A 25,180-nucleotide genomic window follows, 5' to 3' on the forward strand; every position below is an offset into this window, starting at 1 on the left:
ATCAAGGCGGACGCGTGACGGGAGGACCCCATGGACATCATCGACCCCATCGCCCGGATCGTGGGCGCCGCCAATGTGCTCGCCGGGGACGCGATGGCCCCCTGGGGGCGGGACTGGACCGGCGCCTACAAGGGCACGCCCCTGGCCGTGGTGCGTCCCGGCTCGACCGCCGAGGTGTCTCAGGTCATGAAGCTGGTGCATGCAGCCGGGATCCCGGTGGTGCCGGCCTCCGGGCGGACCGGCCTGACCGGAGCCACCCAGGCCGAAGGACGGCTCGTTCTCTCGCTCGATCGCCTGAACCGGATCCGCGCGGTCAAGCCGGGTCCCCGCCTCATCGTGGCCGAGGCCGGGGTCATCCTCGACCGGCTCCACGCCGCGGCCGAGGAGGTGGGGCTCCTGTTCCCCCTTACCTTCGGGGCGCGCGGCTCGGCCATGGTGGGAGGCGCGCTGTCGACCAACGCCGGGGGCTCCAACGTGCTGCGCTACGGCTCCGCGCGGGAGCAATGCCTCGGCCTCGAGGTCGTGCTGGCCGACGGGCGGGTGCTCGACCTCATGACCGAGCTGCACAAGGACAACTCGGGCTATGCCCTGCGCCACCTGTTCATCGGCGGCGAAGGCACGCTCGGCATCATCACGGCGGCGGTGCTCAAGCTCGTCCCGCGGCCAAGGGCCTATGCCACGGCGATGGTCGCGGTGCCATCCATCACGGCGGCGCTCGATCTTCTCGCCCGCCTGCGCGAGGCCACGGGGGGCGCGGTCGAGGCCTTCGAGTACATGCCGAGGAGCTACATCGAAGCCCACCTCGCCCACATCCCCGGCGCCCGCGAACCCTTTGCCGACCCGCACGAGCACAACATCATGGTCGAGGTCGGCGCCACCGCGGCGCGCGACGCGGAACCCGGACCGGACGGGACCGTTCCGCTGGTGGGGCTGGTGGAGCAGGTGCTGGCGGATCACATGGAAAGCGGACAGGTCCTGGACGCGGTCGTCGCGCGGTCCGAAGCGCAGCGGCGCGAGATGTGGGCGCGGCGCGAATCCGCCGCCGAGATCACCTTTACCCAGCCCTTCTGGGTGGACACCGACATCGCGGTGCCTCTCGACCGGCTCGAGGATTTCCTGGGCACGATCCGGCGGCGGCTGGCCGAGGTGGACCCCGAGGCCACCGATTTCGTGGTCTCCCATCTCGGGGATGGCAACATCCACTACACCGCCTATCCGACCCGGGGCGACAAGGACCACCTCGCGACCATCCGGGCCCTGGTGGACGACACGGCCGTCTCCCTGGGCGGCAGCTTCTCGGCCGAGCACGGCATCGGCCTGTCCAAGCTGCCGGCCATGAGGACCCACAAGGACCCCGTTGCCCTTGAGGTGATGCGCAGCCTCAAGGCCGCGCTCGACCCCCAGGGCCTCCTGAACCCCGGCAAGACGGTCCCCGCCCCCTGATGAGAGCCGTCCCCGGCCTGATCCTCCGCGACCCCAGCCTCCGGATGGTGGCGGGGGGCGTGTTCCTCTTCGGCACGTTCTCCGCCTCCCTGGGGATCCACCAGTCGCTGATCGCCGTGCGGGTCTTCGGCCTGACGGACCCGGAATATGCGGTGGTCCTGTTCCTGGCCATGGCGGTCTCGGTCACGGCCTCGGTGGGGATCGGCATCGTCTCGGACCAGCAGCCCCGGCGCAAGGCCATGGCCGTCCTGTCGGCCGCCGCCGGGGTGCTGGGCCCGCTCCTGGTCTGGGCGACGGACCGGCCGCTGGCCTTCGTCCTGGCGCACATCCTCCTGATGCCCGTCGCAGGCACGCTGTTCGGGCAGTTCTTCGCCCTGGCCCGGCTGGCGTCCAGCCGTTACGCGCCCGCAGAGCGGGACGGCATCCTGGCCGTCCTGCGCGCGCTGTTCGCGGTGCCCTTCACGCTCGTCCTGCCGCTCTGGGGCCTGGCCTTCCGGGACGAGGTGCCGCTCATCACCATCTACCCGGCCATCGGCCTGGTCGCGGCCGCGCTCCTGGCCCTGATCCTGCGCGACTGGCCTCATGATTCCCGTGCGCCCTGGCGGGAGGACCGCTCCGGCCTGAGCCTCCGCGCCGCGCTGGGCGAGATCGCCTCGGGCCCGGTGATGCTCCGCACGGTGCTCATGGGCGCCGTGCAGGCGGGCGGCGCCATCTCGGGCATCGTCCTGGGCCTTCTTTTCGCCCGCGCCGGGCGCGGGGCGGGCGATCTGGGCCTGTTCTTCGGGCTCTTCGTGGTCGTGGAGATCGCGGGCACCCTCCTGGCGGGGATGCTGGCGCGCCACGTGCCCCGGCTCTGGCTGATCGCGTCGGGGGTCGCGACCTACGCGCTGTTCCTGGCGCTCCTGCCGTTCCTGGCCGGGACGCGGTGGCTTTGGCTCCTGATCCTTCCCGCCGGGGCGGGCGGAGCGCTGATCTACACGCTGGCGATCGCCTACCTGCAGGACCTCCTGCACGCGCGGCCCGGCGCCGGGGCCTCGCTCATCGCGATCCAGCGGGTCTCGGCCGAAGGGCTGTCCACGGCGATCTACGGCTTCGGCGCCTGGGCGCAGGGCTACGCGACGGTCTCGCTCCTGGGCGCGGTCGCCACGCTGACCGCCATGGGCATGATCCTGCGGCTCGACCGCGGCGGGCTCAGACCTGGAAGAAGTTCGGTCCCACCTCGTGCCGCATCTGGCACGCCATGATCCCGCCGATCTCGGCCCCTTCCTCCAGGGGTCCGGTGGTGTCGTCGGACAGCACCCGGCTCCCGTCGGGCTTCAGGATCTCGCCACGCATCCGCAGGCGGTCGCCCTCGATCTCGGCCAGGCCGGCGATGGGGGTCTGGCAGGACCCGTCGAGCCCCGCGAGGAACGCCCGCTCCGCCGCGAGGCGCAGCCCCGTGTCCCGGTCGTGAATGAGCCGGAGCATCTCGTGGACGCGCCCGTCGTCGCGCCGCCGCTCCACGCCGATGGCGCCCTGGGCGATGGCGGGCAGCATGGCGTCGGGCGGGATCGGGCGTGCCGGCACCTCGGTCAGGCCCAGCCGGTTCATCCCCGCCATGGCCAGGAACGTCGCCTGCGCCACGCCCTGGGCCAGCTTGGAAAGCCGGGTCTGCACGTTGCCCCGGAACTCCACCACGGTCAGGTCCGGCCGCCGCGCCAGCAGCTGCGCCCGGCGGCGCAGCGACGAGGTTCCGACCGTGGCCCCCTCGGGCAGGTCGGCCAGGCCCGCATGTTCGTCCAGGGTGACGAAGGCGTCGCGCGGATCCTCCCGCGGGAGGAAGCAGTCCAGCGCCAGCCCCTCGGGCTGGAGGACCGGCATGTCCTTCATCGAATGGACCGCGATGTCGACGTCCCCCGCCAGGAGCGCCTCCTCGATCTCCTTGGTGAAAAGGCCCTTGCCGCCGATCTGGCTCAGCGGGCGGTCCTGCACCGCGTCGCCGGTGACGCGGATCACGACGATCTCGAAGGCTTCCAGCGGCAGGCCCGTGGCGGCCATGAGGCGATCGCGGGTTTCGTGGGCCTGGGCCAGCGCCAGGGGCGAGCCGCGGGTGCCGATGCGAAGGGAGGCTTGGGTCATGCGCCGCTTCTAGGCCGCAGGCCCGCGCGGGGCAATCGTCCCCTGCGCCGACTTGACATTCCCGTCAACGAATGGGCACCGGAACAGACATGAGCACGCCCCAGAAGACGATCCTGCGCGCCCTCGCCGGCGAAACGCTGCCCACGCCGCCCATCTGGATGATGCGGCAGGCCGGGCGCTACCTGCCCGAGTACCGCGCCACGCGCGAGCAGGCGGGCGACTTCCTGTCGCTCTGCTACAACCCGGACCTCGCCGCCGAGGTGACGCTCCAGCCGATCCGGCGCTTCGGCTTCGACGCGGCGATCCTGTTCGCCGACATCCTGCTGGTGCCGCAGGCCCTGGGCCTCGACCTCGCCTTCGAGGCGGGCGAGGGGCCGCGCCTGTCCACCATCACCACCCGGGACGACCTGGCCCGCCTGAAGCCCGTGGAGGCCATCCACGACACGCTGTCCCCGGTCTACGAGACCGTGCGCATCCTGTCCGGCGCGCTTCCGCCCGAAACCACGCTGATCGGCTTCGCGGGCGCGCCCTGGACGGTGGCGACCTACATGATCGCCGGGCGCGGCACGCCCGACCAGGGCCCGGCCCATGCGCTCAAGGCCGCAGACCGCCCGCTGTTCGATGCGATCCTGGACCGGCTGACCCTCGCCACGATCGATTACCTGTCCCGCCAGGTCCAGGCCGGGGCCGAGGTCGTCAAGATCTTCGATTCCTGGGCGGGCTCGCTCCGGGGCGACGATTTCCACGCCTATGCGCTGGAGCCCGCGCGCCGGATCACCGCCGCGCTGAAGGCGCGCCATCCCGGCCTGCCCGTCATCGCCTTTCCGCGCGGCGCGGGGGAACGCTTCGCCGGCACCCACGCCGCCACCGGGGCCGACTGCATCGCCCTCGACGACGGGGTCGCGCCGGAATGGGCGGCCGCGCAGGTCCAGACCGGCGGCTGCGTGCAGGGCAACCTCGCCTCGGCCCATCTCGTCAGCGGCGGCCCCGCCCTGGTCGAGGACACGCGCCGCGTGGTCCGCGCCTTTGCCCACGGCCCGCACATCTTCAACCTCGGCCACGGCATCACCCCGGACGCGAGCATCGACAACGTCCACCGGATGATCGACACGGTGCGCGGCGCCTAGCTGCGCCAGAGCAGCCAGAGCGCCACGCCGGCCAGGGCCGCCGACAGGACGCGACGCAACCGCCGCTCCTGCCGGGCGTCGGTCAGGATGCGCTTGGCCTGTCCGGCCAGGGCGACGATCGCGGCATGAACCGTCGTCGCCACGGCGACATAGCCGAAGGTATGCGCCAGGGTCTGCGGCAGCACGGAGATGGACGGGTCCAGGAACGTGGGCAGCACGGCAACGTAGAAGATGCCGGCCTTGGGGTTGAGGAGATTGGTGACCAGGCCCCGCCGGAAGGCCCGCAGCCCCGCGCGGCCCGGCACCAGCGACGCCTCCTCGCGGCTGCCCCGCCAGCCGTCCCAGGCCAGCCAGAGCAGGTAGGCCGCGCCGCCCCAGCGCAGGAGCTGATACAGCGTGGGCGAGGCCGCCACGATCGCCGCGAGGCCCAGGGCCGCCGCAAGCCCGACGGCCCCGAGGCCGAGCGCCACGCCCGCGACCGCGGCCAGGCCGACCCGGCTCCCCTCGCCCGCCGCCACGATGGCGAGCCAGGCCATGTTCGGCCCGGGCGTCAGCTCGATCAGCAGCGCGGTGAGCAGGTACGCGCCCCAGCCCGTCATCTCGGCCTCCTTTCCCGGTCCGATTCGCGACCCAGGCTAGGGAACTTCGGCGGCCGTGCCTTGATCTGGCTCCAGTCCGAAGGCGCGGAAGGATGCCGTCTCAGACCCACTTCGCCAGGGGCGGCAGGCTCATCAGCACGGCCTCGGCGTCGTGGCCCGAGGCGAGCCCGAACTTGGTCCCGCGGTCATAGACCAGGTTGAACTCCGCATAGAGCCCCCGATGGATGAGCTGCCGGTCCTTGTCGGCCTCGGTCCAGGGCTGCGCCACGCGCCGCTCCGCGATGGGGAGCCAGGACGGCAGGAAGGCCCGCCCGATGTCCTGGATCATGGCGAAGTCCCGCTCCCAGTCGCCCGAGCACTGGTCATCGAGGAAGATGCCCCCCACGCCCCGCGCCCGTCCCCGGTGCGGCACGAAGAAGTACTCGTCGGCCCAGGCCTTCTGGCGGGGATACTCCTCCGCCCCGTGGGGATCGAGATGGGCCCTGAGGACCTGATGGAACGCGGCGGTATCCTCGTCGTACTCGATCGCGGGGTTGAGGTCGGTGCCTCCGCCGAACCACCATGCGCCCGGCGTCCAGAACATCCGCGTGTTGAGGTGGACCGCCGGGACATGCGGGTTGCGCGGATGCGCGACGAGGCTGATCCCCGAGGCCCAGAACCGGGGATCCTCGGCCACGCCCGGCACGCCGCGCGCCGCCATGGCCTTTTGCGCCTCGGGGCCGAGGATGCCGTGCACCGTCGACACTCCGACCCCCATCTTCTCGAAGACCCGCCCGCCCTTGAGCGTCGCCATCAGCCCGCCGCCCGCGTCGCCGCCGTCCGGCGCGCTGCGCCGGGTCTCGCGGAAGGCGAATCGGCCGGGGGCGATGCCGTCGGCCCCCGCGGCGGGACCGTTCTCCAGGCCCTCGAAAGCCGCGACGATGCGGTCCCTCAGCTCTCCGAACCAGGCCGAGGCGCGGGCCTTCTCGTCGGTCATCCCCATCCGGTCCATCAACCCCTCCGTGCTATCGAATAGCAGAGCTAGCACCCTTCCCGGGGCGTCTCCACGGGGTTACGACAGGGCAAGAATGGAGTTCGCCATGCGCCCTGTGCCCGCCGCCGCCCTGCTGTCCGTCCTCGCCCTCGCCGCCTGCCAGACGCCGAGGGAAAGCTGCATCTCGAACGCCTCGCGCGAGTTGCGGGTGATCGACTCGCTGATCGCGGAAACGCAGGGCAACCTGTCCCGCGGCTACGCCATCGAGCAGGATCAGGAGGTGCGGGTGGACCGCGACTTCTGCCATGTGGAGTTCGAGAACGGCGAGGACGCCCTCGTGCCCTGCCAGGACACCGACGTCGTCAACGTGGAGCGCCCGGTCGCCATCGACCTTGGGGCGGAGCAGACCAAGCTCGAGGGCCTCCTGGACCGCCGCTCCCGCCTCGGGCGCGAGCAGCAGGCCCAGGTCCGGGCCTGCATCGCCGCCTATCCGGAGTGAGCCCGACGGGTCCGCGTCACGGCGCGGGCCACGCCGCCCGGCTTGGCCTTGAGCGGCTGCGCCGCATGGAGGAGCTTGAAGCCGGGCGTTCCGCCGATCTCGGTGACGTTGCGGAACGTCTCGGCCAGCACCGCCTCGTAGGGCAGGTGGCGGTTCGCCACGACCCAGAGCTGCCCCTGGGGGGTGAGCGCCCTGGCCGCCGCCTGGAGAAAGGCCGAGCCCAGCCGGGGGTCGGCCTGCCGGGTCGTATGGAACGGCGGGTTCATGACGATGCCGTCATACGGCCCGCGGGCGCCCTTGGTCGCGTCCTCCCACAGGAACCGCGCCCGAGGGTCGTTGACGTTGAGCCGCGCGCAGTCGAGGGCGAGCTGCTCGGCCTCGATCAGGTCGATCGACTTGACGCCCTCGCGCGACAGCGCGGCCAGCGTCAGCACCCCGGCCCCGGCCCCGAAATCGGCCATCCGCGCCGGCAGCTTCGGCGGCAGCGCCTCGGCCAGGAGGAGCGACCCCCGGTCCGGCCCGTCCGCGCTGAACACGCCGGGCTGGCTGAAGAGGCCGTCCTCCCCCTTTTCGGGCGCGCCCAGCGCCCAGTCCTCGAAGCCCGCGCCTCCGGCGAACCAGAACAGCCGGCCGTGGCCCTGGGTCAACCCCTGGACCTCGTCGCGCCGCGTCCGCACCTCGCGCCAGACCGCGTCCACGCCGTCGGTGCGCTGCCCGTCCACGACCACAAGGGGCGCGAGCCGCGCCGCCTGGGCGATCAGCGCCCGTGCCAGAGCCTTGGAGCGGGGCACGCAGACCAGCGCGGCCTGCGCCGCGGGAACGTCCTCGGCAATTCGGTAGCCCGCCCCGGCCCAGGCGTCCCGGTCGGGCCGGAAGCCGTGGAGGATCGTCACCCCCTCGCGCGGCAGGGCGGACAGGTCCATGGCCGCGGGCGGACGCAGGACCAGGAGGCCGTCGGACGGCAGGTCGAGCCCTTCATCGAGGGCGGTGGCGAGTCTTGAACGTGACATGAGGCCGGGCGAGGGGCGCCCTTATTCCTTTTCCATGGTGCATTGCAGCGGATGCTGATGGCGCTGCGCGAAGTCCATCACAAGGGCGACCTTGGTTTCCGCGATCTCGTAGGAGTAGACGCCCACGACCGCCAGCCCCTTCTTGTGGACCGTCAGCATGAGGTCGAAGGCCTGCGCATGGCTCATGCCGAAAAAGCGTTCGAGCACATGGACCACGAACTCCATGGGCGTGTAGTCGTCATTGAGGATCAGGACCTTGTACAGCGGCGGCCGCTGCGTCCTGGTGCGCGTCTCGAGCTTGACGCCCGTGCCGCCGTCCTGGTCCCGGCCGGGCCCGCCGGCCATGATATGAGCTTGACCCGTCATCATGGGGCGCTGCCGATCTGCCAAAGATGGATTTCCGTATCCTGTGTATATAAGGCCACGAGCGGCACAAGAAAAGACGCGAGGGCAAGCGCATGGGCTCCTGGACCATCGGTTTCGACGCGGACGATACCCTTTGGCACAATGAGCGCTTCTTCCGCGTGACCGAGGACCGCTTTGCGGAGCTCCTCGCAAGCCATGCGGAAGGCGAGGGCCTGCGTGCGCGCCTGCTCGAGGCCGAGAGGCGCAACCTGGGCATCTATGGCTTCGGGATCAAGGGCTTCGTGCTGTCGATGATCGAGACCGCGATCGACGCCACCCAGGGGCGCGTGCCCGCCACCACCCTGGGCGAGATCCTGGCCATGGGCCGCGAGATGCTGGCTCATCCCATCGATCTCCTGCCCCAAGCCCGCGAGGCCGTCGAGGCCGCCGCCCGCGAGGGCGAGGTGGTGCTCATCACCAAGGGCGACCTCCTGGACCAGGAGCGGAAGCTGGCGCAGTCGGGGCTGGGCGACCTGTTCGACGCCGTGGAGATCGTGAGCGACAAGACGCCTGCGACCTATCTCCGCATCTTCGCGCGCCATGGCGGGCGGCACGCGATGATGGTGGGCAACTCGCTCAAGTCCGACGTGATCCCCGCCCTCGCCGCCGGGGCCTGGGGCATCCATGTACCCCATGGGCCCATCTGGGCGCTCGAGGCGGCTGAGCCCCCTCACGACCATCCCCGGTTCCGGGAGATTCCCTCGCTGGGCGCCCTTCCCGGACTCATCGCGGAACTGGGCGTGGAGCCCTGAGGCAGCAGAGCCACAGCCCATATTTCCTTGTATTTGAAGGGATCCAGCTCAGGGCCCTGGACCCCCTCCCTATAGTGGGACTCTGCGCGGCAGGCCGCAAATTCTAGAGGAAACCTTCCGTTAAGGATCGCGCCGCAAGCTCCCAAGACGCTTTCTGCCCGCAAAGGCCCATGCTATCCTTCACGAACACAAGAGGCGGACGGGCATGCATCCGTCCCCCGGGGCTGAAAAGGGGCAGTGTCATGGGCAGTCGTATCGGGCGGTCAGCCTGGCTGGCGGTCATCATCCTCACGAGCGTTCTGAGCGCGGCTGCGGCACGGGCCGTGCCCTATGCGGCGTTCGTCATGGACGCGCGCACCGGCCAGATCTTCTACGAAGAGAACGCCGAGACGCCGCTCGCGCCGGCGTCGCTGACCAAGATGATGACGCTCTACCTGGCCTTCCAGGCGATCCAGCAGGGCGAAATCTCCCTCGACACCGTCGTGCGCATTCCTGCGGATGCGGCCGACGAGCCTCCGTCCCGCCTCGGCCTCCGCACCGGCCAGGAGATCAAGCTCCGCTACCTGCTGCGGGCCGCCGCCGTGAAGTCGGCCAACGATGCCGCGATGGCCATCGGCTATGCGCTCGGCGGCTCCAAGGAAGGGTTCGCCGCCCGCATGAACGCGATGGCGCAGGCGATGGGCATGACCCACACCCACTTCATCAACCCGAACGGGCTGACGGCCGACGGGCACTACTCCTCGGCCCGCGACATGAGCATCCTGGGGCGGCACCTGATCTATGACTTCCCCCAGTACTACAACCTGTTCTCGCGTCGGACCGCCGATGCGGGCATGGCGCAGGTGAGCAACACGAACCGCCGCTTCCTCGACGCCTACGAAGGGGCTGACGGCATCAAGACCGGCTTCACCAACGCGGCGGGCTACAACCTCGTGGCCTCGGCCCAGCGCGGCGACGTCCGGATCATCGCGACCGTGTTCGGCGGGACCTCGACGGCCGACCGCAACGCCCGCGTCTCCAAGCTGCTGGACCTGGGCTTCGCCCATGCGCCCGCCCATGCGCAGGTGGTGATGACCAACCCGCCCGTGGCTCGGCCGCAGGACGCGGCAACGACGCAGGTGGCCGCCAACATCGACGCGCCGCCGTCGGACGCGCCCGCCCGGGTCAGCGGCCCCATCGAGACCTCGCTCCGGCCGCAGCCCCGTCCCGGCTCCACGGTCGTGACCTTCGCCGCCGCCGTCCCGGCCAAGGAGATCGAGGATGCGCTGACCGCCGCCCTGGCCGCCCCCGCCAAGGAGGCGCCGACCGAGATCATCATGACCGCAACCGCCATCGCGCCCGGCTCCGCACCCCTGGTCGAGCCCGAACCCGAGGTCGTGACCCGGCTCTCGACCTCCGGGGGCTCGCTCTGGGGGATCAACCTGGGCAGCTTTCCGTCCCGCGATTCGGCGGAACGGGCGCTGATCACGGTGGCGCTGTCCGAATCCACGACCCTGAACGGCGGGCTCCGCCGGGTAATCCAACGGTCGGGCGGGTTCGACGCCAACGTCATGGGCCTGACCCGGGACGAGGCGGACCTGGCCTGCCGGCGTCTCCAGGCCCGCGGCACCACCTGCTTCATGGTCGGCACCGACGAATGACCCGGTCCGGCCGGTTGGTCGGGCTGACAGGGGGGCCTTCGGGCCCCCTTTCCTATTCCGCCGCCGCGGCCGCCGGGAACGCCGCCGCCATGAGGGTCCGGGTGTAGGCGGTCCTTGGACTCCCGAAGACCTCCGCCGCCGGCCCGGCCTCGACCACGTCCCCGTCCTTCATCACCATGACCCGGTGCGCCATCGCCCGGATCACCTTGAGGTCGTGGCTGATGAACAGGAAGGCCAGCCCGTGCTTCTGCTGCAGCCCCCGCAGCAACTGCACGATCTGCACCTGCACCGTCATGTCGAGCGCGCTCGTCGGCTCATCCAGGACCATCAGCCGCGGCTTCAGCACCAGCGCCCGGGCGATGGCGATCCGCTGCCGCTGCCCGCCCGAGAACTCGTGCGGGTAGCGGTCCATCGTCGCCGGATCGAGGCCCACCTCGGCCATCACCTCGGCCACCATGGAGCGGCGGTCCCGCCCGGGCTCCACGCCATGCACGCCCAGACCCTCGGCGATGATCTCGCCCACCGTCATCCGGGGGCTCAGGGATCCGAAGGGATCCTGGAACACCACCTGCATCTCGCGGCGAAGGGGCCGCATCTCGCGCTGGGCCAGGTCGCCGATGTCGCGCCCCATGAACACGATCCGCCCATCGGTCTTGGGCAGCAGCCGCATGATCGCAAGGGCGAGCGTCGTCTTGCCCGAGCCGGACTCCCCCACCACTCCCAGAGTCTCGCCCGCGCGGACCTGCAGCGTCGCGTCATTCACGGCCTTCACATGGCCGACCGTGCGGCGGAGCAGGCCGCGCTGGATCGGGAACCAGACCCGCAGGTTCCGGGTCTCGGCCACCAGCTGGGCGGTCGGGGGCACCGGCGCGGGCAGGCCCGTCTGCTCGGCCGCGAGGAGCTTGCGGGTGTAGGGATGCTGCGGGTTCGCGAAGATCTGCGCCGCCGGCCCCTGCTCCACGATCAGGCCGCCCTGCATGACGCAGACCCGGTCCGCGATCTTGCGGACGATGCCGAGGTCATGGGTGATGAAGAGCATCGAGAGCCCCTCGTCCCGCTTGAGATCGGCCAGGAGGTCGAGGATCTGCGCCTGGATCGTCACGTCGAGCGCGGTCGTCGGCTCGTCGGCGATCAGCAGCTCCGGCCCGTTCGCCAGGGCCATGGCGATCATCACCCGCTGCCGCTGCCCGCCCGAAAGCTGATGCGGATAGGCCCCGAGCCGCGTCTCGGGGTCGCGGATGCCCACCCGGGTCAGCAGGTCGATGATGCGCGCCTGCACCGCCTCGCCCCGCAGGCCCTGATGGAGCTCGATGGATTCACGCAGTTGCCGCTCGATCGTGTGCAGCGGGTTGAGCGAGGTCATCGGCTCCTGGAAGATGAAGCTGATGTCGTTGCCACGAACGCGGCGCAGGTCGCGTTCGGAGGCGCCGACCATCTCGCGGCCCTCGTAGCGGATCGAGCCGGTCACCCTGGCGTTGTCGCCCAGGAGCTGGACGGTCGACAGGGCGGTGACGGACTTGCCCGACCCCGATTCGCCCACCAGCGCGACGGTCTCGCCCCGCTCGACGGCAAAGCTCACGCCCCTGACGGCATGGACCTGCCCGCCGTCCTGGGCGAAGTGGACATGGAGGTCGGTGACCGTCAGGACAGGTTCGCTCACCGGAAGGTCTTTCTGGGGTCGAAGGCGTCACGCACGCCTTCGAAGATGAAGACGAGCAGCGCCAGCATGATGGCGAAGGTGAAGAAGGCCGTGAAGCCGAGCCAGGGCGCCTGGAGGTTCTGCTTGGCCTGGAGCGACAGCTCGCCCAGCGACGGCGCCGAGGACGGCAGGCCATAGCCCAGGAAGTCGAGCCCCGCGAGGGTGCCGATCGCCCCCGTCACGAGGAAGGGCAGCATCGTCACCGTCGCCACCATGGCGTTGGGCAGGAGGTGGCGGAGCATGATGGTGCCGTTCGACACGCCCAGGGCGCGGGCCGCCCGCACATATTCGAAGTTCCGCGCCCGCAGGAACTCGGCCCGGACCACGCCGACCAGCGCCGGCCAGCCGAATAGGATCGTCAGCCCCACAAGGAGCCAGAAACTTCGCCCCAGGATCGCGAAGACGATGATGATGACATAAAGCGAGGGCGTGCCCGACCAGATCTCGATGATGCGCTGGAAGATCAGGTCCACCCAGCCGCCGAAGTAGCCCTGCAGCGCCCCCGCCAGGATCCCGACCACGGAGGACGCGGCCGTCACGATCAGGGCAAAGACGACCGACAGGCGGAAGCCGTAGATGACCCGGGCCAGGACGTCGCGCTTGGTATCGTCCGTCCCCAGCCAGTTGTGCCGGTCGGGGGGCGAGGGGGCCACGCCCCGCACGTCCACGATGGTGTCGTAGCTGTAGGGGATCAGCGGCCAGAGCATCCAGCCCTTCTGGAACTCCGGATCGTCGATGGTGCCGGCCTTGGCCGCCGCGATCAGCCCGTCGGGATCATCGAAGCAATCGACGAGTCCCCCCGTCTCGATCAGGCATTTCACCTCGGGATCGGTATAGGCCGCCTCGGAGGGGAAGTCGCCGCCGAAGGCCCGCTCGGAGTAGAACGAGAAGATCGGCATCCGCAGCTCGCCCCGATAGCTGACCAGGATGGGCCGGTCGTTGGCGATGAACTCGGCGAAGAGGGAGGCCACGAACAGGACCGAGAAGATCACGAGCGACCAGAACGCCCGGCCGTTGCGGCGGAAGTTGCGCCAGCGCCGCTGGTTCAGGGGCGACAGCCAGGGCCGGCGCCCGGCCCGCACCGGGACCGGGGCGTCCAGGGGCTCGCGCAGCGGCTCGACCGGGGCCGGGACGGCGCCCGGCATGGGCTCGGGGATGGCGGGGGGTTGGGTGCGGGCGTCGGTCATCCGCGGCTTTCGAAGTCGATGCGGGGATCCACGAGGACATAGGTGATGTCCGAGATGATCCCGATGATGAGGCCCATGAGCGAGAAGGCGAAGAGCGTGCCGAACACGATCGGGTAATCCCGCGCCACGGCCGCCTCGAAGCCGAGCCGCCCGAGCCCGTCCAGCGAGAACAGGGTCTCAATGATGAGCGACCCGCCGAAGAACACGCCGATGAAGAGCCCCGGGAACCCGGCGATCACGATCAGCATGGCGTTGCGGAAGACATGGCCGTAGAGGACCTGCCGCTCGGTGAGGCCCTTGGCGCGGGCGGTCATCACGTACTGCTTCTTGATTTCCTCGAGGAAGCTGTTCTTCGTCAGCAGCGTGAGCGTCGCGAAGGCCGAGATGGTCGAGGCGATCACCGGCAGCGCGATGTGCCAGAAGTAGTCCAGCACCTTGCCCACGAGGCTCAGGTCCTCCCAGTTGTCGGAGGTGAGCCCCCGCAGGGGGAAGACGCGCCAGTAGCTGCCGCCCGCAAAGAGCACGATGAGCAGGATCGCGAACAGGAAGCCCGGGATCGCGTAGCCCACGATGATCGCGCCCGAGGTCCAGGTGTCGAAGCTCGACCCGTCCCTGACCGCCTTCCGTATGCCCAGCGGGATGGACACCAGGTAGGCGATCAGCGTGGACCAGAGCCCCAGCGTGATCGACACCGGCATCTTCTCGAGCACGAGGTCCACGACGGATTCGGACCGGAACCACGATTCGCCAAAGTCGAACCGCGCGTAGTTCCACATCATCAGCAGGAACCGCTCGAGCGGCGGCTTGTCGAAGCCGAACTCCTTCTCGAGCTGGGCGATGAACTCGGGCGGGAGGCCGCGGGCGCCCACATAGCGCGTGTCCATCGCCTGCGCCTCGGTCGCGCCGCCGGCGTCCCCTCCCCCGCCGGCGATGGTCTGGAACACGTCGCCGCGTCCCTCGATGTCGGCGATGATCTGCTCGATGGGGCCGCCGGGCACGAACTGCACCAGCACGAAGTTGATGATCATGATCCCGAGCAGGGTCGGAATCACCAGGAGAAGCCGGCGGAGGATGTAGGCGCCCAAGGTCCCGGCCTACTTGAACGCGCCGGCGGACCGGAGCTCGGCCGCCTTGTCGGCGTCGAACCACCAGAAGTCGAGGCTGCCCAGCGCATATGGCGGCAGCGGGTCCGGGTGCCGGTACATGTCGTAATAGGCGACCCAGTAGTTCGGGTTGTACCAGGTCGGCACGACGATCATCTCGCGCCGGATGATCCGGTCGATGGCGCGCACGGCGGCCGCCATGTCGTCGTAGCTTTGCGCCGCCACGACCTCTCCGATCAGCTTGTCCACCGCCGGGCTGGAGTAGCCGGCCGGGTTGAACACGTCGCCCACCCCCTGCGAGCCGTAGCGCTGCTGGAGTCCCAGGCTTTCCTCGAGCGAGTTGTCGTAGCCGTCGTAGATCATCTCCCAGTCGAAGTTCCGCTCCCGGTCCGTGTACTGGGCGGGGTCCACCACCTCGATGCTGACCGTGCCGTCGCCCAGCAGGCGCCGGAGGTTGTCGGCATAGGGCGTCAGCACCCGCTCGAGCGAGGGGGCGTTGAGCATGATCTCCAGCGAGAAGCGCTGCCCGTCCTTCACGAGGTGGCCGGTGTCGTCGGGCGTCCAGCCCGCCTCCTCCATGAGGCGCAGCGCCTGCCGCAGGTTGCCGCGGTCGAACTGGCTTTCGGCCGAGGATTCGTGCGGCACGGTCACCGGCTCGGTCAGGATGGCGGGGTCCACGAGGTCGGCCACCGATTGGAGGTAGTCCAGCTCCTTGCCCTCGGGGACGCCCCGGGCCTGCAGCTCGCTGTTCTGCCAGAAGCTCTCGCGCTGCTGGAAGAGGCCGTATTGCAGCGTTTCGTTGGTCCAGGCGAAGTTGAACATCAGGGCCAGGGCCTGCCGGACCCGAAGGTCCTGGAACTTGGCGTCGCGCAGGTTGAACACGACGCCCACCGCCGGGGGCAGGTTGCCGTTGGGCAACTCCTCCTTGAGGACCCAGCCCTTCGACAGCGACGGAAAGTCGTAGCGCGTCGCCCAGACGAGCGAGCTGTTCTCCTGACGGAAGGTGTATTCGCCCGCCTTGAACGCCTCGAAGGCCACGTCGGTGTCGGCGAAGTACTCGACCCGGATGCGGTCGAAGTTGTAGCGGCCCACGTTGATGGGCAGATCCTGGCCCCAGTAGTTGGGGTCGCGCCGGTACACGACGCGGCGGTTCACGTCATAGCTGTCTAGGACATAGGGGCCCGACCCGGGGCTGATGTCGTAGCTCGTCTTGTCGAGCCGCGACCCGGTCTTGTCGAACCACGCCTTGGACCAGACGGGCGTCCCCCCGGCCAGGCTGAAGGCGTCGCGCGGCTCGGCCCCTTCGGCGAGGGTCCATTTCACCGTGTGCTCGTCGAGCGCCTCGACCTTGGCGATCAGCGTCTTGGCGATCGCGGCGTAGGACGGGAGCCCCTGCTCGACCAGCAGGTTGTGCGAAAACACCACGTCCTCGGCCGTGATCGGCGTTCCGTCCGAGAAATGCGCCTCGGGCCGCATGTGGAAGGTGATCCAGGAGCGGTCCTCGGGGTATTCCAGCGTCTCGCAGAGCAGGCAGTAGAGCGAGCTCACCTCGTCGGCGGTCCCGGTGAGCAGGCTCTCGTAGCCGATGTTCGACAGCGCGGCGGCCCGACCCTCCCGGGAATAGGGGTTGAAGGTGTCGAAGGTGCCCTGCGCCCAGATCGAGATCTCGCCGCCCTTGGGCGCCTCGGGATTGACGTAGTCGAGATGCTGGAAGTCGGCGGGATACTTGAGGTCGCCGAAGGTCGAGTAGCCGTGGGACACGGTGACGCCCTGCGCCTCCACGCCGGCCGCAGCCGTCACGTCCCCCGCGACGTCCTGCGAGAGCGCGGGCCAGGCCGCAAGCGTGGCCGCCAGCGCCAGGGCGCCAAGGCCGGCCCATCGCATATCGAGGGCGGGCGCGAGCGCGAGCGCCGTGGCGCGGCGGCGGGGTCCGGGCATTCTGAGCCTCCTGTCGGCCTTGGTCGAAGCCAACTATCGGCCCGTCCCTCCGGGATTCAAGCCGAGATTGCGTGAGGTTCCGTGAGCCGGACGCGAAAAGGCCGCGCCCTTTGCGGGGGCACGGCCCATGTCTCTGCCGGTCGGGGGAACGGATCAGCCGCCGGGGTTCGTCGCCAGGTAGGCGATCAGGTTGGCGCGGTCCTGCACGTCGCGGATGCCGTTGAAGTTCATCTTGGTGCCCGGGGCGTACTGCTTGGGGTTGGTGATGAACAGGTTCAGGTGCTCGGGCGTCCAGACGTCGTTCACCTTCTCGATGGCGCCCGAATAGTCGAAGCCTTCGATCGAGTCGACCGGACGGTCCACGACGCCATACAGCGACGGGCCGGTGCGGTTCTCGCCCTGGGCGAGGCTGTGGCAGGCGGAGCAGGGGCGGAACTCGCCTTCGCCGGCGGCCGGATCGGCGGCGGCGAACGCTTCCTGGAACTGGGCGGTCAGTTCCTCGGGCGTGGGTCCCTCTTCGGCGGCGGCGCCCCCGGTCGCGTCCTCGACGGGGATCACGTAGGCCTGTTCCTCGCCTTCGCCATGGCCCCCTTCGCCCCCGCTGTAGATCGCTTCGGCCGCCCAGCCCCCGAGCAGGAAGACGAGGAAGGTCCCGCAGAAGCCTCCGACGATCTTGGTGAGGGTCATCGTGTCGAACATGTCGCGTTCCGTCCCAGGGTGCCGTGTCGCGCGCCATGTATCCGCTTCCGCCGGGGCTCCGCAAGGTGTAGGCGCCGTGGGACACGCAGGAGGGGTGCGGCATGACCGCGCTGCACCGCCCGTCACCGAAAGGGGTTTCCATGCCGCGCATCGCATTCCAGGGCGAGGTGGGCGCCTATGGCCACCAGGCCTGCCTGGAGGCTCGCCCCGATTTCGACCCCCTTCCCTGCCCCACCTTCGAGGATGCGCTCGAGGCCGTGCGCTCGGGCGCGGCCGACCTGGGCATGATCGCGATCGAGAACTCGACCTACGGACGTGTGGCCGACGTGCACCAGCTCCTCCCCGAGAGCGGGCTCCACATCGTCGACGAGGCCTTCCTGCGCGTGCGCATCAGCGTGCTGGGCGTGAAGGGCGCCCGGATCGAGGATCTTCGCCGCGTGCGCGGCATGGCGATCCTGCTGGGCCAGGCCCGCGGCTTCGTCCGCGCCCACGGGCTCCAGACCCTGGCCTGGTCCGACAACGCCGCCGGCGCGCGCGAGGTGGCCCGCCTGGGCGACCCGTCCGAGGGCTCGCTCGCCCCCGAGATCGCGGCCCGGGTCTACGGGCTCGACATCCTGGCCTCCGGGGTGGAGGACCACGAGGGCAACACCACCCGCTTCCTCATCATGTCGCGCGAGGCGGACCAGTCGCGGCGTGGCGACCTTGGCATGATGACGAGCTTCGTGTTCCGCGTCCGCAACATCCCCGCCGCGCTCTACAAGGCGCTGGGGGGCTTCGCGACCAACGGCGTGAACATGACCAAGCTCGAATCCTACATGGTCGAGGGCCGCTTCTCCGCGACCCAGTTCTACGCCGAGGTCGAGGGGCACCCCGAGGACGCCCCCGTCGCCCGCGCCCTCGAGGAGCTCCACTACTTCTCGGACCGGCTGCACCTGATGGGGGTCTTTCCGGCCGCGCGGCTGCGCCACGAGGGCTGACCCGGGCGCTGACACGGGCGCTGACCCCGGTCAGTCGAGCCGGTCGGCCAGCCACCCCTGCATCAGGAACGCCGCGATCGAGCCGTGGCGCGGCGCCCGGATCGCTTCGTCCTGCCCCATGAAGGCGCGCGCCAGCCGCTCCCGCGAGACCCAGAGCGCGGATTCCAGCTCCTTCGGATCGACCGAGATCTCGTGGGACAGCGCCTCGCCCCGGCACCCCAGCATCAGCGAGGCCGGAAAGGGCCAGGGCTGGCTGGCGAGGTAGCCGACCCGCCCCACGCGCACGCCGGCCTCCTCCCAGACCTCGCGGCGGACGGCGGCCTCGACCGTCTCTCCGGGCTCGATGAAGCCCGCGAGGAGCGAGTGCATTCCTTCGGGCCAGCCGGGCGACCGGCCCAGGAGCAGGTCGTTGCCGCGCGTGATCAGCATGATGACCACCGGGTCGGTCCGCGGGAAATGCTGCGTCCCGCAGGCGGGGCAGTCCCGGCGCCAGCCGGACTGGGTGATCCCGCTCGCCGCCCCGCAGGCCGCGCAGAAGCCGTGGCTCCGGTGCCAGCCCAGCACCGCCTTGGCCGTCGCCGCCAGCTCGGCGTCGCGCGGCGACAGGCGCGCCATGACGGACCTCAGCTCGGTCCAGGTGCCCTGCTCCGGCTCCATCCCCTCGGGGGCCGCCGCCGCCCAGATCCCCTCCTCGCCCTCGCGGCCCAGGAACACCGGCGCAGCCCCCGCCTTGGGCGCGCCGGACAGGGGCAGCCGTGTCAGGCGGGGCGCCTCCTCCGGGCCTTCGATGAGGGGCTCACCCCCGCGCAGGAGCACGAGCCGCGCCCCGGGCCGCGCCGCCAGCGGGCCAAGGGCCGCCTCGTCGCCGCGCAGCTCCGCCGCCCGGTCAAGCCCCGATCCGCCAAAGGTCACAAGTTCCGCTGTTTCCATGTCTCTGCTCGTTCTTTTCACAATTGCGCCTTGAAAAAGGGCGCGTCCCGCAGGATTCAACCAAAGATTGCGCTTTGCGCCAGAACAGGAGTCGTGGGACTGTGAAGGAGATGCGGCCGGGGACCGGCGGTCCTGTCACGGCACGGCTGCGCCTGCTGGCCACCACGGATCTCCATGCCCACTTGCTGCCCTATGACTACTATGCCGATCGGCCAAGGCCCGCCACCGGTCTCGCCCAGGCGGCGCGGCTGATCCGGCAGCTCCGGGCCGAGATGCCGGAGGGCGCCTGCCTCCTGCTCGACAACGGCGACTTCCTGACCGGCGGGCTCCTGTCCGACCTGCTCGCGGCGCGGTTCAAGGTCCTCGCCCCCGATGCGGCCGAGGGGCGGCGCCCGGCGCATCCCATGGTCATGGCCATGAACGTCCTGGGCTACGATGCGGCAGCCCTGGGCAACCACGAGTTCGACCACGGCCTGGCCTTTCTGCGGGCGGCCCTGGCGGAGGCCGGGTTTCCGGTCCTGTCCGCCAACCTGAAGCCCGCCGACGGGCTTCCCCTCGCCCAGCCCTCCACCCTGATCGCGCGCAGGGTTCCGGGATCGGACGGGACGTGGCACGACATCACGGTCGGGGTCCTGGGCCTCACGCCGCCCCAGGTCGCGGCCTGGAACGCCCTCGTGATGGGCGGAGGCATGGCGACCCGCGACATCCTCGACGCCGCGCGCGACGAGATCCCGCGGCTGCGCGCCGCCGGAGCCGACCTGGTCGTGGCGCTCTGCCATTCCGGCATCGGCTGCGCCATCCCCGAGCCCGGGATGGAGAACGCCGCCCTGCCCGTGGCCGCCCTGCCCGGCCTCGACGCCCTGGTGGTGGGGCATACCCATCGCACCTTCCCGGACCGGGGCTGGCCCCGCTCGGAGGGCGTCGACCCCATCGCGGGCACGCTGCATGGCCGGCCCGCCGTCCAGCCCGGCTTCTTCGGCAGCCATGTCGGCGTCATGGACCTCGATCTGACCCGGGACGCGGACGGCTGGCGCATCGGCCGCCATGCCGTCCGCCTCGTCCCCGTCCCGCCCGAGACGCCGCCCGACGACGGGGTGGCCGCCTCCTCCGCCGAGGCGCACCGGATCCTTCACGCCTTTGCGCAATGGCCGGTCGGCGCCTCCGAGGTCCCGCTCCAGAGCTACTTCTCGCTGGTGGCCGCGGACGCCACCCTCGACGTGGTGGCCGACGCCAAGCGGTCCGAGGCCCGGCGGCTCCTCCGCGGCCGGCCCGAAGCCGACCTGCCGATCCTGTGCGCGGTGGCGCCCTTCAAGTCGGGCGGGCGGGGCGGCCCGACGAACTACATCGACATCCCTGCCGGCCCCCTGGCGCTCCGGCAGGCGGCGGACCTTTACATCCACCCCAACACGCTCTGCCTCATCGAGGTCACGGGCGCGCAGGTCCGCGACTGGCTGGAGCGCAGCCTGTCCCAGTTCAGCACCCTGCGCCCCGGGGTGATGGACCAGCCGCTGCTCGACCCCGCCTTTCCGTCCTACAACTTCGACGTGATCGACGGGGCCTCCTGGGCGGTCGATGCCAGCCAGCCGCCCCGCACCGACGCCGAGGGGCGCATCCTGGACCGCAGCGCCTCGCGCGTCCGGGACCTGCGGCACGACGGGCGGCCCGTCGCCGACAGCGACCGCTTCCTCCTGGCGACCAACAGCTACCGCCTGGGCGCCGGGGGCGGCTTCGGCGCGGTCGAGGGCGCGCGCGTCGTGCTGCGCAGCGCCATCCTCATGCGCGACATCGTGCTGGCCCACCTGCGAACGGTGTCGCTCGCGCCCCAGCCGCGGCCGCGCTGGCGCTTCGCCCCCCTGCCCGGCACCGCCGCCTGGTTCGACAGCGGGCCCGGCGCGGCCCGTCACATCGAAGCGGCCCAGGACAGGGCCATCGAGCCCATCGGCCCCGGCGAGCCCGGCTTCCACCGGTATCGCCTGCACCTCTGACCCTCGACAGCGGGGGACAGGGCCGGTATCACCACCGCCGTCCGCCCTCCGGAGGCCCGATGTCCCCCCGCTTTGACGCCGTCGTCTTCGATCTCGACGGCACCCTGATCGATACCGAACACCTGTGCAACCTTGCCGGAGTCGAGGCCTGCGCGAACCTCGGCTTCCCCGTCTCCCAGGCCTTCTTCGAAAGCCTGGCCGGGATCGACGACCGCACGCGCGCCCGGATGATCGAGGAGCATGTGGGCTCCACCGTCGAGTTGGGGGCCTTCCTGGCCGAATGGGACCGCCTCTGCTCCGAACGGTTCGCGCAGGGCATCCCGATCAAGCCCGGCGCGGTCGAGCTGCTCGAGCGCCTTGGCGCGGCCGGGGTGCCCGTGGCGCTCGCCACCTCGTCGCGGCGCGGCCCCGCCGAGGAGAAGGTCGCGGCGGCCGACCTGGGGCGGCACTTCCGCACGCTCGTGACCTTTGACGACGTGGCCGCGCCCAAGCCCGCGCCGGACCCGTATCTCCTTGCCGCCGAGCGGCTGGGCGTCCCGCCCTCCCGCTGCCTGGCCTTCGAGGACAGCGAGACGGGCGCCCGCTCCGCCCATGCGGCCGGGCTGACGGTGGTGCAGGTGCCCGACCTCCACCCGACCAAGGGCGCCCATGCCCACCACGTCGCGGCGACGCTTCTCGAGGGCGCGACGGCGGCGGGCCTCCTCGACGGCTAGGCCTCCGGCGGCTGTTCCATCGGCCGCCAGTCATGGATCAGCGTGGCGGGGCCCAGGGCGAACCCGATGTGGTGCCCGCCCCCGGGGGGCTGATCCTCGCGCCGGGCGATGGGACGGCCGGCCAGCGCGCATTTGAGCAGCGTCCCCACGGCGCCATGACCCACGAACAGGGCGGGACGGTCCGGAGCCTGGGCGACCGCCGCCCGCACCGCCCCGAGGATTCGCGCCTGGGCGGCGCGGGCCGTCTCCCAGCCGCGCACCGACCGGTCGGGATCGGCGAAGAACTGGTCCGCGACGGCCTCGAAGGCCTCCGGCGGCAGATAGCCGGTCGCGCTCCGGTCGTTCTCGTGGAGCCCGGGGCGAACCTCGACCACGAGGCCCAGAGCCTCGCCCAGGAGGGCGGCGGCCTCGCGGGCCTTTGTTTCCTCGCTGGACAGGATGCGCCGGACGCGGCGGACCCAGGGCTCGGCGCAAAGGCGGCCCATGCGCGCGCGTCCGACATCGGACAGGCTCCAGAGGGGAACCGGCCGGGCGGGATCGATCCGCACCTGGGGATGCGTCAGGTAGAGATGGATGTCAGCCCCCACGGGCCCGGACGGCCCTGCCGCAGGCGTTTCACGGATCGTCTGCCGTCCGGACAAACGAAAACCCCCGGAGCGCAGGGCTCACGGGGGTTGAATCGCTCGTCAGGCGACGCGCAAGGGGCTCAGAGGAGCCCTTCACGCTGAAGCTTCTTGCGGGCGAGCTTGCGCTGGCGACGAATCGCCTCGGCCTTCTCGCGCGCCTTCTTTTCGGAGGGCTTCTCGAAATGCTGCTTGAGCTTCATTTCGCGGAACACGCCCTCGCGCTGCAACTTCTTCTTGAGCGCACGGAGCGCTTGGTCGACGTTGTTATCGCGGACGGAAACCTGCATCGGTTGTCACCACCTTTCCGGGTTTGAGTTTCGCATGGCAATGCAGGAGGTCCGGCCTATAGCAAGAGGGAAGCGGCCTGTCCAGCGCCGCCGCCAGGGGGACAAGAATGACCGACATCGATCCGGCCACCGATTTTGGCACCGACCCGACGCGGACGGCACTCCTTCGCGCGATCCTACCGCATGTGCCGTTCGATGGCTGGTCCGACAAGGCCTTTGCCACGGCGGCGCGGGAGGCCGAGGTCACCCTGGCCGAGGCGCGGGGCGTGGCGCCGCGCGGCGCGCTCGACCTTGCGGTCGAGTGGCATCGCGAAGGGGACCGGCTGATGCTGCGCACCCTGCGGACGTCCGACCTGTCCCAGATGCGGATGCGCGACCGGATCGCCTTTGCCATCAAGGCCCGCATGGCCGCCCTGCCCGAGCGCGAGGCCCTGCGCCGCTCGGCCGCGCTGTTCGCGATGCCCCAGAACGCGGCCCTCGCGGCCAGCCTGCTCTGGGAAACCGCGGACGCCATATGGACCGCCCTGGGCGACACCTCGCGCGATGGGAACTGGTATTCCAAGCGGGCGACGCTCTCGGCGGTGCTGGCCTCGGTGGCGCTGTACCGCCTCGGGGACGAATCACCCCGGCTCGACCGGACGGGCGAGTTCATCGACCGCCGCATCGACGGGGTCATGGCCTTCGAGAAGTGGAAGGCCGGCGCCCGGGACAACCCGGTGCTCCGCCCGATCGCCCGCCCGCTGGGCTGGATCATGCGCCAGATCCGGGCCCCGATCCGTCCGCCTGACCTCCCAGGAGGATGGAGACCCGAGGAATGACCCCCCTGATGCGCGCGGTCGAGATCTCGCGGCCCGGCGGGCCGGAGGTGCTCGTCCCGGTCCAGCGCCCCCGGCCCGAGCCCGGCCCCGGCGAGGTGCGGATCAGGCTGGCCTATGCCGGGGTGAACCGCCCGGACGCGCTCCAGCGTGCCGGGGCCTACGCGCCGCCGCCCGGCGCCTCGGACCTGCCGGGGCTCGAAGGCTCGGGGACGGTGGACGCCCTTGGCCCGGGGGTGACCGGCCTCGTGCCGGGGGACGAGGTCTGCGCGCTCCTGCCGGGCGGCGGCTACGCCGAATACGCCATCGCGCCGGCGGCCCACTGCCTTCCCGTCCCGCCGGGCCTGCCGCTGCGCGAAGCGGCGGCGCTGCCGGAAACCGCCTTCACCGTCTGGTCGAACGTCGTCATGCGCGGGGGCCTGCGCGCCGGAGAACGGTTCCTCGTGCACGGCGGCGCCTCCGGCATCGGGACGACCGCGATCCAGATCGCCGCCGCCCTGGGCGCGCGGGTCTGGGCCACGGCCGGCGGGCCCGATCGCGCCCGCGCCTGCGAGGCGCTGGGGGCCGAACGCGGCATCGACCGTCACGCCGAGGACTTCGTGGAGATCCTGCAGGCCCAGGGCGGCGCGGACGTCATCCTCGACATGGTGGGCGGCCCCTACCTGCCCCGCAACCTCCAGGCGCTGGCCGAGGATGGCCGGCTCGTGCAGATCGCCTTCCTCCAGGGCCCCAGATCCGAGATCGACCTCAATGCGGTGATGCGGCGGCGGCTGACCATCACCGGCTCGACGCTCCGCCCGCAATCCGTGGCCGCCAAGGCCCGCATCGCCGAGGAGCTTCGCCGCGAGGCCTGGCCCCTGATCGCGGCCGGGCGCGTCCGCCCCGTGATGGACGCCGAGTTCCCGCTGGACCAGGCCGGGGAGGCGCACCGGCGGCTCGAAGCGAACGGGGTGGTGGGCAAGGTCGTGCTCCGCATCGCGTGATCCGGCCTTGGCGGGGGCGGCGGGGGCTCTAGCTCCCGCCTTCCACCCCCTGAAGGAGGGCGCATCATGGCAGGCACGACCGACGATGAGGGCGACGCCGAACTCACCGCCAACCCGGGCGGGATGTTCGCCGGACAGGGCGACCCCGAGAACGGCAAGAGCAAGGACTGGATCCAGGGCGCGGGCATGGGCGGCACCGCCGCCCAGGACCATGCGGACCGGCGCGGCAAGGCCGGCAAGGGCATGGTGGACAAGGGCGGCCCGCTCGAAGGCAGCACCGACACCCCCAGCCAGTGACGACCCCGGCCAACGGCTGCCCCAGCCAGTGACGGAAGGAGATACCCCATGACCAAGACCGGCGTGACGCACACCAACACCTCGACGGGCGACGGCCACGGCCAGTTGTCCGAGAACCCGAACCCGCCCTCGCCCGAAGGCGGCTCCCAACCCCAGACCCAGGCCCCCGCGCCGTCGTCGGGCTCCTACTACGAGGCCGAGGACGACACCCGGCACGAATCCGGCAAGTCGGACAAGGGCCAGGGCCAGCAGGGCTGACCCCGGCGGCAGGGACGCCGCTCTTCGACCCGCGCGGCGTCCCTGCGACCCATCCTGTCGGTTTTGCCCTGTCCCTCGGGGCGCGGGCGGGCTAACACCTGCCGCAAAGGTCACCCC

Annotated in this window: 26 protein-coding genes; 13 read left to right on the forward strand and 13 right to left on the reverse strand. The window is 70.9% G+C overall.

Features of this window, described 5'->3' with window-relative positions:
• The first annotated feature begins 30 nt into the window (after positions 1–30).
• Complete coding sequence (locus J3P31_RS15240) at positions 31–1,443, forward strand: FAD-binding oxidoreductase (protein ID WP_210529349.1); 1,413 nt, start codon at positions 31–33, stop codon at positions 1,441–1,443.
• Positions 1,443–2,687, forward strand: a complete 1,245-nt coding sequence (locus J3P31_RS15245; protein WP_210529350.1) for an MFS transporter — start codon at positions 1,443–1,445, stop codon at positions 2,685–2,687. The genes J3P31_RS15240 and J3P31_RS15245 overlap by 1 nt, the downstream gene beginning before the upstream one ends.
• On the opposite strand, the gene hemC is transcribed toward J3P31_RS15245, so the two are convergent.
• Positions 2,635–3,561: a hydroxymethylbilane synthase gene (hemC, locus tag J3P31_RS15250; RefSeq protein WP_210529351.1), complete on the reverse strand. Its 927-nt coding sequence runs from the start codon at positions 3,559–3,561 to the stop codon at positions 2,635–2,637. The genes J3P31_RS15245 and hemC overlap by 53 nt on opposite strands.
• A gap of 89 nt (positions 3,562–3,650) precedes the next feature.
• On the opposite strand from hemC, the gene hemE reads away from it, so the two are divergent.
• Entirely contained in the window at positions 3,651–4,688 is a 1,038-nt protein-coding gene (hemE, locus tag J3P31_RS15255; RefSeq protein ID WP_210529352.1) for a uroporphyrinogen decarboxylase, read from the forward strand.
• On the opposite strand, the gene J3P31_RS15260 is transcribed toward hemE, so the two are convergent.
• Together J3P31_RS15260 and hemF are read right to left on the reverse strand one after the other, a co-directional pair.
• A complete protein-coding gene (locus J3P31_RS15260) occupies positions 4,685–5,287 on the reverse strand; it encodes a LysE family translocator (RefSeq protein WP_210529353.1) in 603 nt (200 codons plus the stop codon). The genes hemE and J3P31_RS15260 overlap by 4 nt on opposite strands.
• 100 nt (positions 5,288–5,387) lie before the next feature.
• Entirely contained in the window at positions 5,388–6,278 is an 891-nt protein-coding gene (gene hemF / locus J3P31_RS15265; protein WP_246849560.1) for an oxygen-dependent coproporphyrinogen oxidase, read from the reverse strand.
• A gap of 88 nt (positions 6,279–6,366) precedes the next feature.
• On the opposite strand from hemF, the gene J3P31_RS15270 reads away from it, so the two are divergent.
• Positions 6,367–6,759, forward strand: coding sequence for a hypothetical protein (locus J3P31_RS15270; RefSeq protein ID WP_210529354.1), 393 nt, complete (start codon positions 6,367–6,369; stop codon positions 6,757–6,759).
• Here J3P31_RS15270 and J3P31_RS15275 read toward each other — a convergent pair.
• On the reverse strand, positions 6,747–7,769 hold the full coding sequence (locus J3P31_RS15275) for a class I SAM-dependent methyltransferase (protein ID WP_210529355.1): 1,023 nt from the start codon (positions 7,767–7,769) through the stop codon (positions 6,747–6,749). The two genes, J3P31_RS15270 and J3P31_RS15275, sit on opposite strands and share 13 nt — an antisense overlap.
• A gap of 21 nt (positions 7,770–7,790) precedes the next feature.
• The gene (gene clpS / locus J3P31_RS15280) at positions 7,791–8,135 is read right to left on the reverse strand and encodes an ATP-dependent Clp protease adapter ClpS (protein ID WP_438270304.1); all 345 of its coding nucleotides are present in this window, start codon (positions 8,133–8,135) and stop codon (positions 7,791–7,793) included.
• Positions 8,136–8,227: 92 nt separating this feature from the next.
• Between clpS and J3P31_RS15285 the strand changes: the two genes are divergently transcribed.
• Positions 8,228–8,926 carry an HAD family hydrolase gene (locus J3P31_RS15285; protein WP_210529356.1) on the forward strand — a complete coding sequence of 233 codons (699 nt, stop codon included), beginning with the start codon at positions 8,228–8,230 and terminating at the stop codon, positions 8,924–8,926.
• 242 nt (positions 8,927–9,168) lie between these two features.
• Positions 9,169–10,566 (forward strand): D-alanyl-D-alanine carboxypeptidase family protein, encoded by a 1,398-nt coding sequence (locus tag J3P31_RS15290; RefSeq protein WP_210529357.1) that lies wholly within the window; start codon positions 9,169–9,171, stop codon positions 10,564–10,566.
• Positions 10,567–10,618: 52 nt separating this feature from the next.
• Here J3P31_RS15290 and J3P31_RS15295 read toward each other — a convergent pair whose 3' ends face one another.
• The 5 genes from J3P31_RS15295 to J3P31_RS15315 form a co-directional block, all read right to left on the reverse strand.
• The gene (locus J3P31_RS15295; protein WP_210529358.1) at positions 10,619–12,226 is read right to left on the reverse strand and encodes an ABC transporter ATP-binding protein; all 1,608 of its coding nucleotides are present in this window, start codon (positions 12,224–12,226) and stop codon (positions 10,619–10,621) included.
• Positions 12,223–13,452 carry an ABC transporter permease gene (locus tag J3P31_RS15300; protein ID WP_246849559.1) on the reverse strand — a complete coding sequence of 410 codons (1,230 nt, stop codon included), beginning with the start codon at positions 13,450–13,452 and terminating at the stop codon, positions 12,223–12,225. The genes J3P31_RS15295 and J3P31_RS15300 overlap by 4 nt, the downstream gene beginning before the upstream one ends.
• Positions 13,449–14,537 carry a microcin C ABC transporter permease YejB gene (locus J3P31_RS15305; protein ID WP_210529359.1) on the reverse strand — a complete coding sequence of 363 codons (1,089 nt, stop codon included), beginning with the start codon at positions 14,535–14,537 and terminating at the stop codon, positions 13,449–13,451. Before J3P31_RS15305 ends, J3P31_RS15300 begins: the two co-directional genes overlap by 4 nt.
• Before the next feature lie 9 nt (positions 14,538–14,546).
• Positions 14,547–16,493 carry an extracellular solute-binding protein gene (locus tag J3P31_RS15310; RefSeq protein ID WP_210529360.1) on the reverse strand — a complete coding sequence of 649 codons (1,947 nt, stop codon included), beginning with the start codon at positions 16,491–16,493 and terminating at the stop codon, positions 14,547–14,549.
• Positions 16,494–16,646: 153 nt separating this feature from the next.
• Positions 16,647–17,192 (reverse strand): c-type cytochrome, encoded by a 546-nt coding sequence (locus J3P31_RS15315; RefSeq protein ID WP_210529361.1) that lies wholly within the window; start codon positions 17,190–17,192, stop codon positions 16,647–16,649.
• Positions 17,193–17,332: 140 nt separating this feature from the next.
• Here J3P31_RS15315 and J3P31_RS15320 point away from each other — a divergent pair, with 140 nt between their 5' ends.
• Complete coding sequence (locus J3P31_RS15320) at positions 17,333–18,169, forward strand: prephenate dehydratase (RefSeq protein ID WP_210529362.1); 837 nt, start codon at positions 17,333–17,335, stop codon at positions 18,167–18,169.
• Positions 18,170–18,199: 30 nt separating this feature from the next.
• Here the strand turns inward: J3P31_RS15320 and nudC are convergent, their stop codons facing one another.
• The gene (gene nudC, locus J3P31_RS15325) at positions 18,200–19,099 is read right to left on the reverse strand and encodes an NAD(+) diphosphatase (protein ID WP_210529363.1); all 900 of its coding nucleotides are present in this window, start codon (positions 19,097–19,099) and stop codon (positions 18,200–18,202) included.
• Positions 19,100–19,209: 110 nt separating this feature from the next.
• On the opposite strand from nudC, the gene J3P31_RS15330 reads away from it, so the two are divergent.
• Together J3P31_RS15330 and J3P31_RS15335 are read left to right on the forward strand one after the other, a co-directional pair.
• Positions 19,210–21,084, forward strand: a complete 1,875-nt coding sequence (locus J3P31_RS15330; RefSeq protein WP_246849573.1) for a bifunctional 2',3'-cyclic-nucleotide 2'-phosphodiesterase/3'-nucleotidase — start codon at positions 19,210–19,212, stop codon at positions 21,082–21,084.
• A gap of 59 nt (positions 21,085–21,143) precedes the next feature.
• On the forward strand, positions 21,144–21,797 hold the full coding sequence (locus J3P31_RS15335; RefSeq protein WP_210529365.1) for an HAD family hydrolase: 654 nt from the start codon (positions 21,144–21,146) through the stop codon (positions 21,795–21,797).
• On the opposite strand, the gene J3P31_RS15340 is transcribed toward J3P31_RS15335, so the two are convergent.
• The gene (locus tag J3P31_RS15340; RefSeq protein ID WP_368373089.1) at positions 21,794–22,384 is read right to left on the reverse strand and encodes a histidine phosphatase family protein; all 591 of its coding nucleotides are present in this window, start codon (positions 22,382–22,384) and stop codon (positions 21,794–21,796) included. The genes J3P31_RS15335 and J3P31_RS15340 overlap by 4 nt on opposite strands.
• Before the next feature lie 119 nt (positions 22,385–22,503).
• Positions 22,504–22,710, reverse strand: a complete 207-nt coding sequence (gene rpsU, locus J3P31_RS15345) for a 30S ribosomal protein S21 (protein WP_037282216.1) — start codon at positions 22,708–22,710, stop codon at positions 22,504–22,506.
• 107 nt (positions 22,711–22,817) lie between these two features.
• Between rpsU and J3P31_RS15350 the strand changes: the two genes are divergently transcribed.
• The 4 genes from J3P31_RS15350 to J3P31_RS15365 all read left to right on the forward strand — a co-directional run bounded on the left by J3P31_RS15350 (position 22,818) and on the right by J3P31_RS15365 (position 25,063).
• Positions 22,818–23,528: a COQ9 family protein gene (locus J3P31_RS15350; protein ID WP_210529366.1), complete on the forward strand. Its 711-nt coding sequence runs from the start codon at positions 22,818–22,820 to the stop codon at positions 23,526–23,528.
• Entirely contained in the window at positions 23,525–24,508 is a 984-nt protein-coding gene (locus J3P31_RS15355) for an NAD(P)H-quinone oxidoreductase (protein WP_210529367.1), read from the forward strand. Before J3P31_RS15350 ends, J3P31_RS15355 begins: the two co-directional genes overlap by 4 nt.
• Before the next feature lie 66 nt (positions 24,509–24,574).
• The gene (locus J3P31_RS15360; protein WP_210529368.1) at positions 24,575–24,805 is read left to right on the forward strand and encodes a hypothetical protein; all 231 of its coding nucleotides are present in this window, start codon (positions 24,575–24,577) and stop codon (positions 24,803–24,805) included.
• A 48-nt stretch (positions 24,806–24,853) separates the two neighbouring features.
• Positions 24,854–25,063 carry a hypothetical protein gene (locus J3P31_RS15365; protein WP_210529369.1) on the forward strand — a complete coding sequence of 70 codons (210 nt, stop codon included), beginning with the start codon at positions 24,854–24,856 and terminating at the stop codon, positions 25,061–25,063.
• Positions 25,064–25,180 lie beyond the last annotated feature (117 nt).

Origin of the sequence: Rubellimicrobium arenae, assembly GCF_017916275.1 — a bacterium.
Taxonomy (GTDB): domain Bacteria; phylum Pseudomonadota; class Alphaproteobacteria; order Rhodobacterales; family Rhodobacteraceae; genus Rubellimicrobium; species Rubellimicrobium arenae.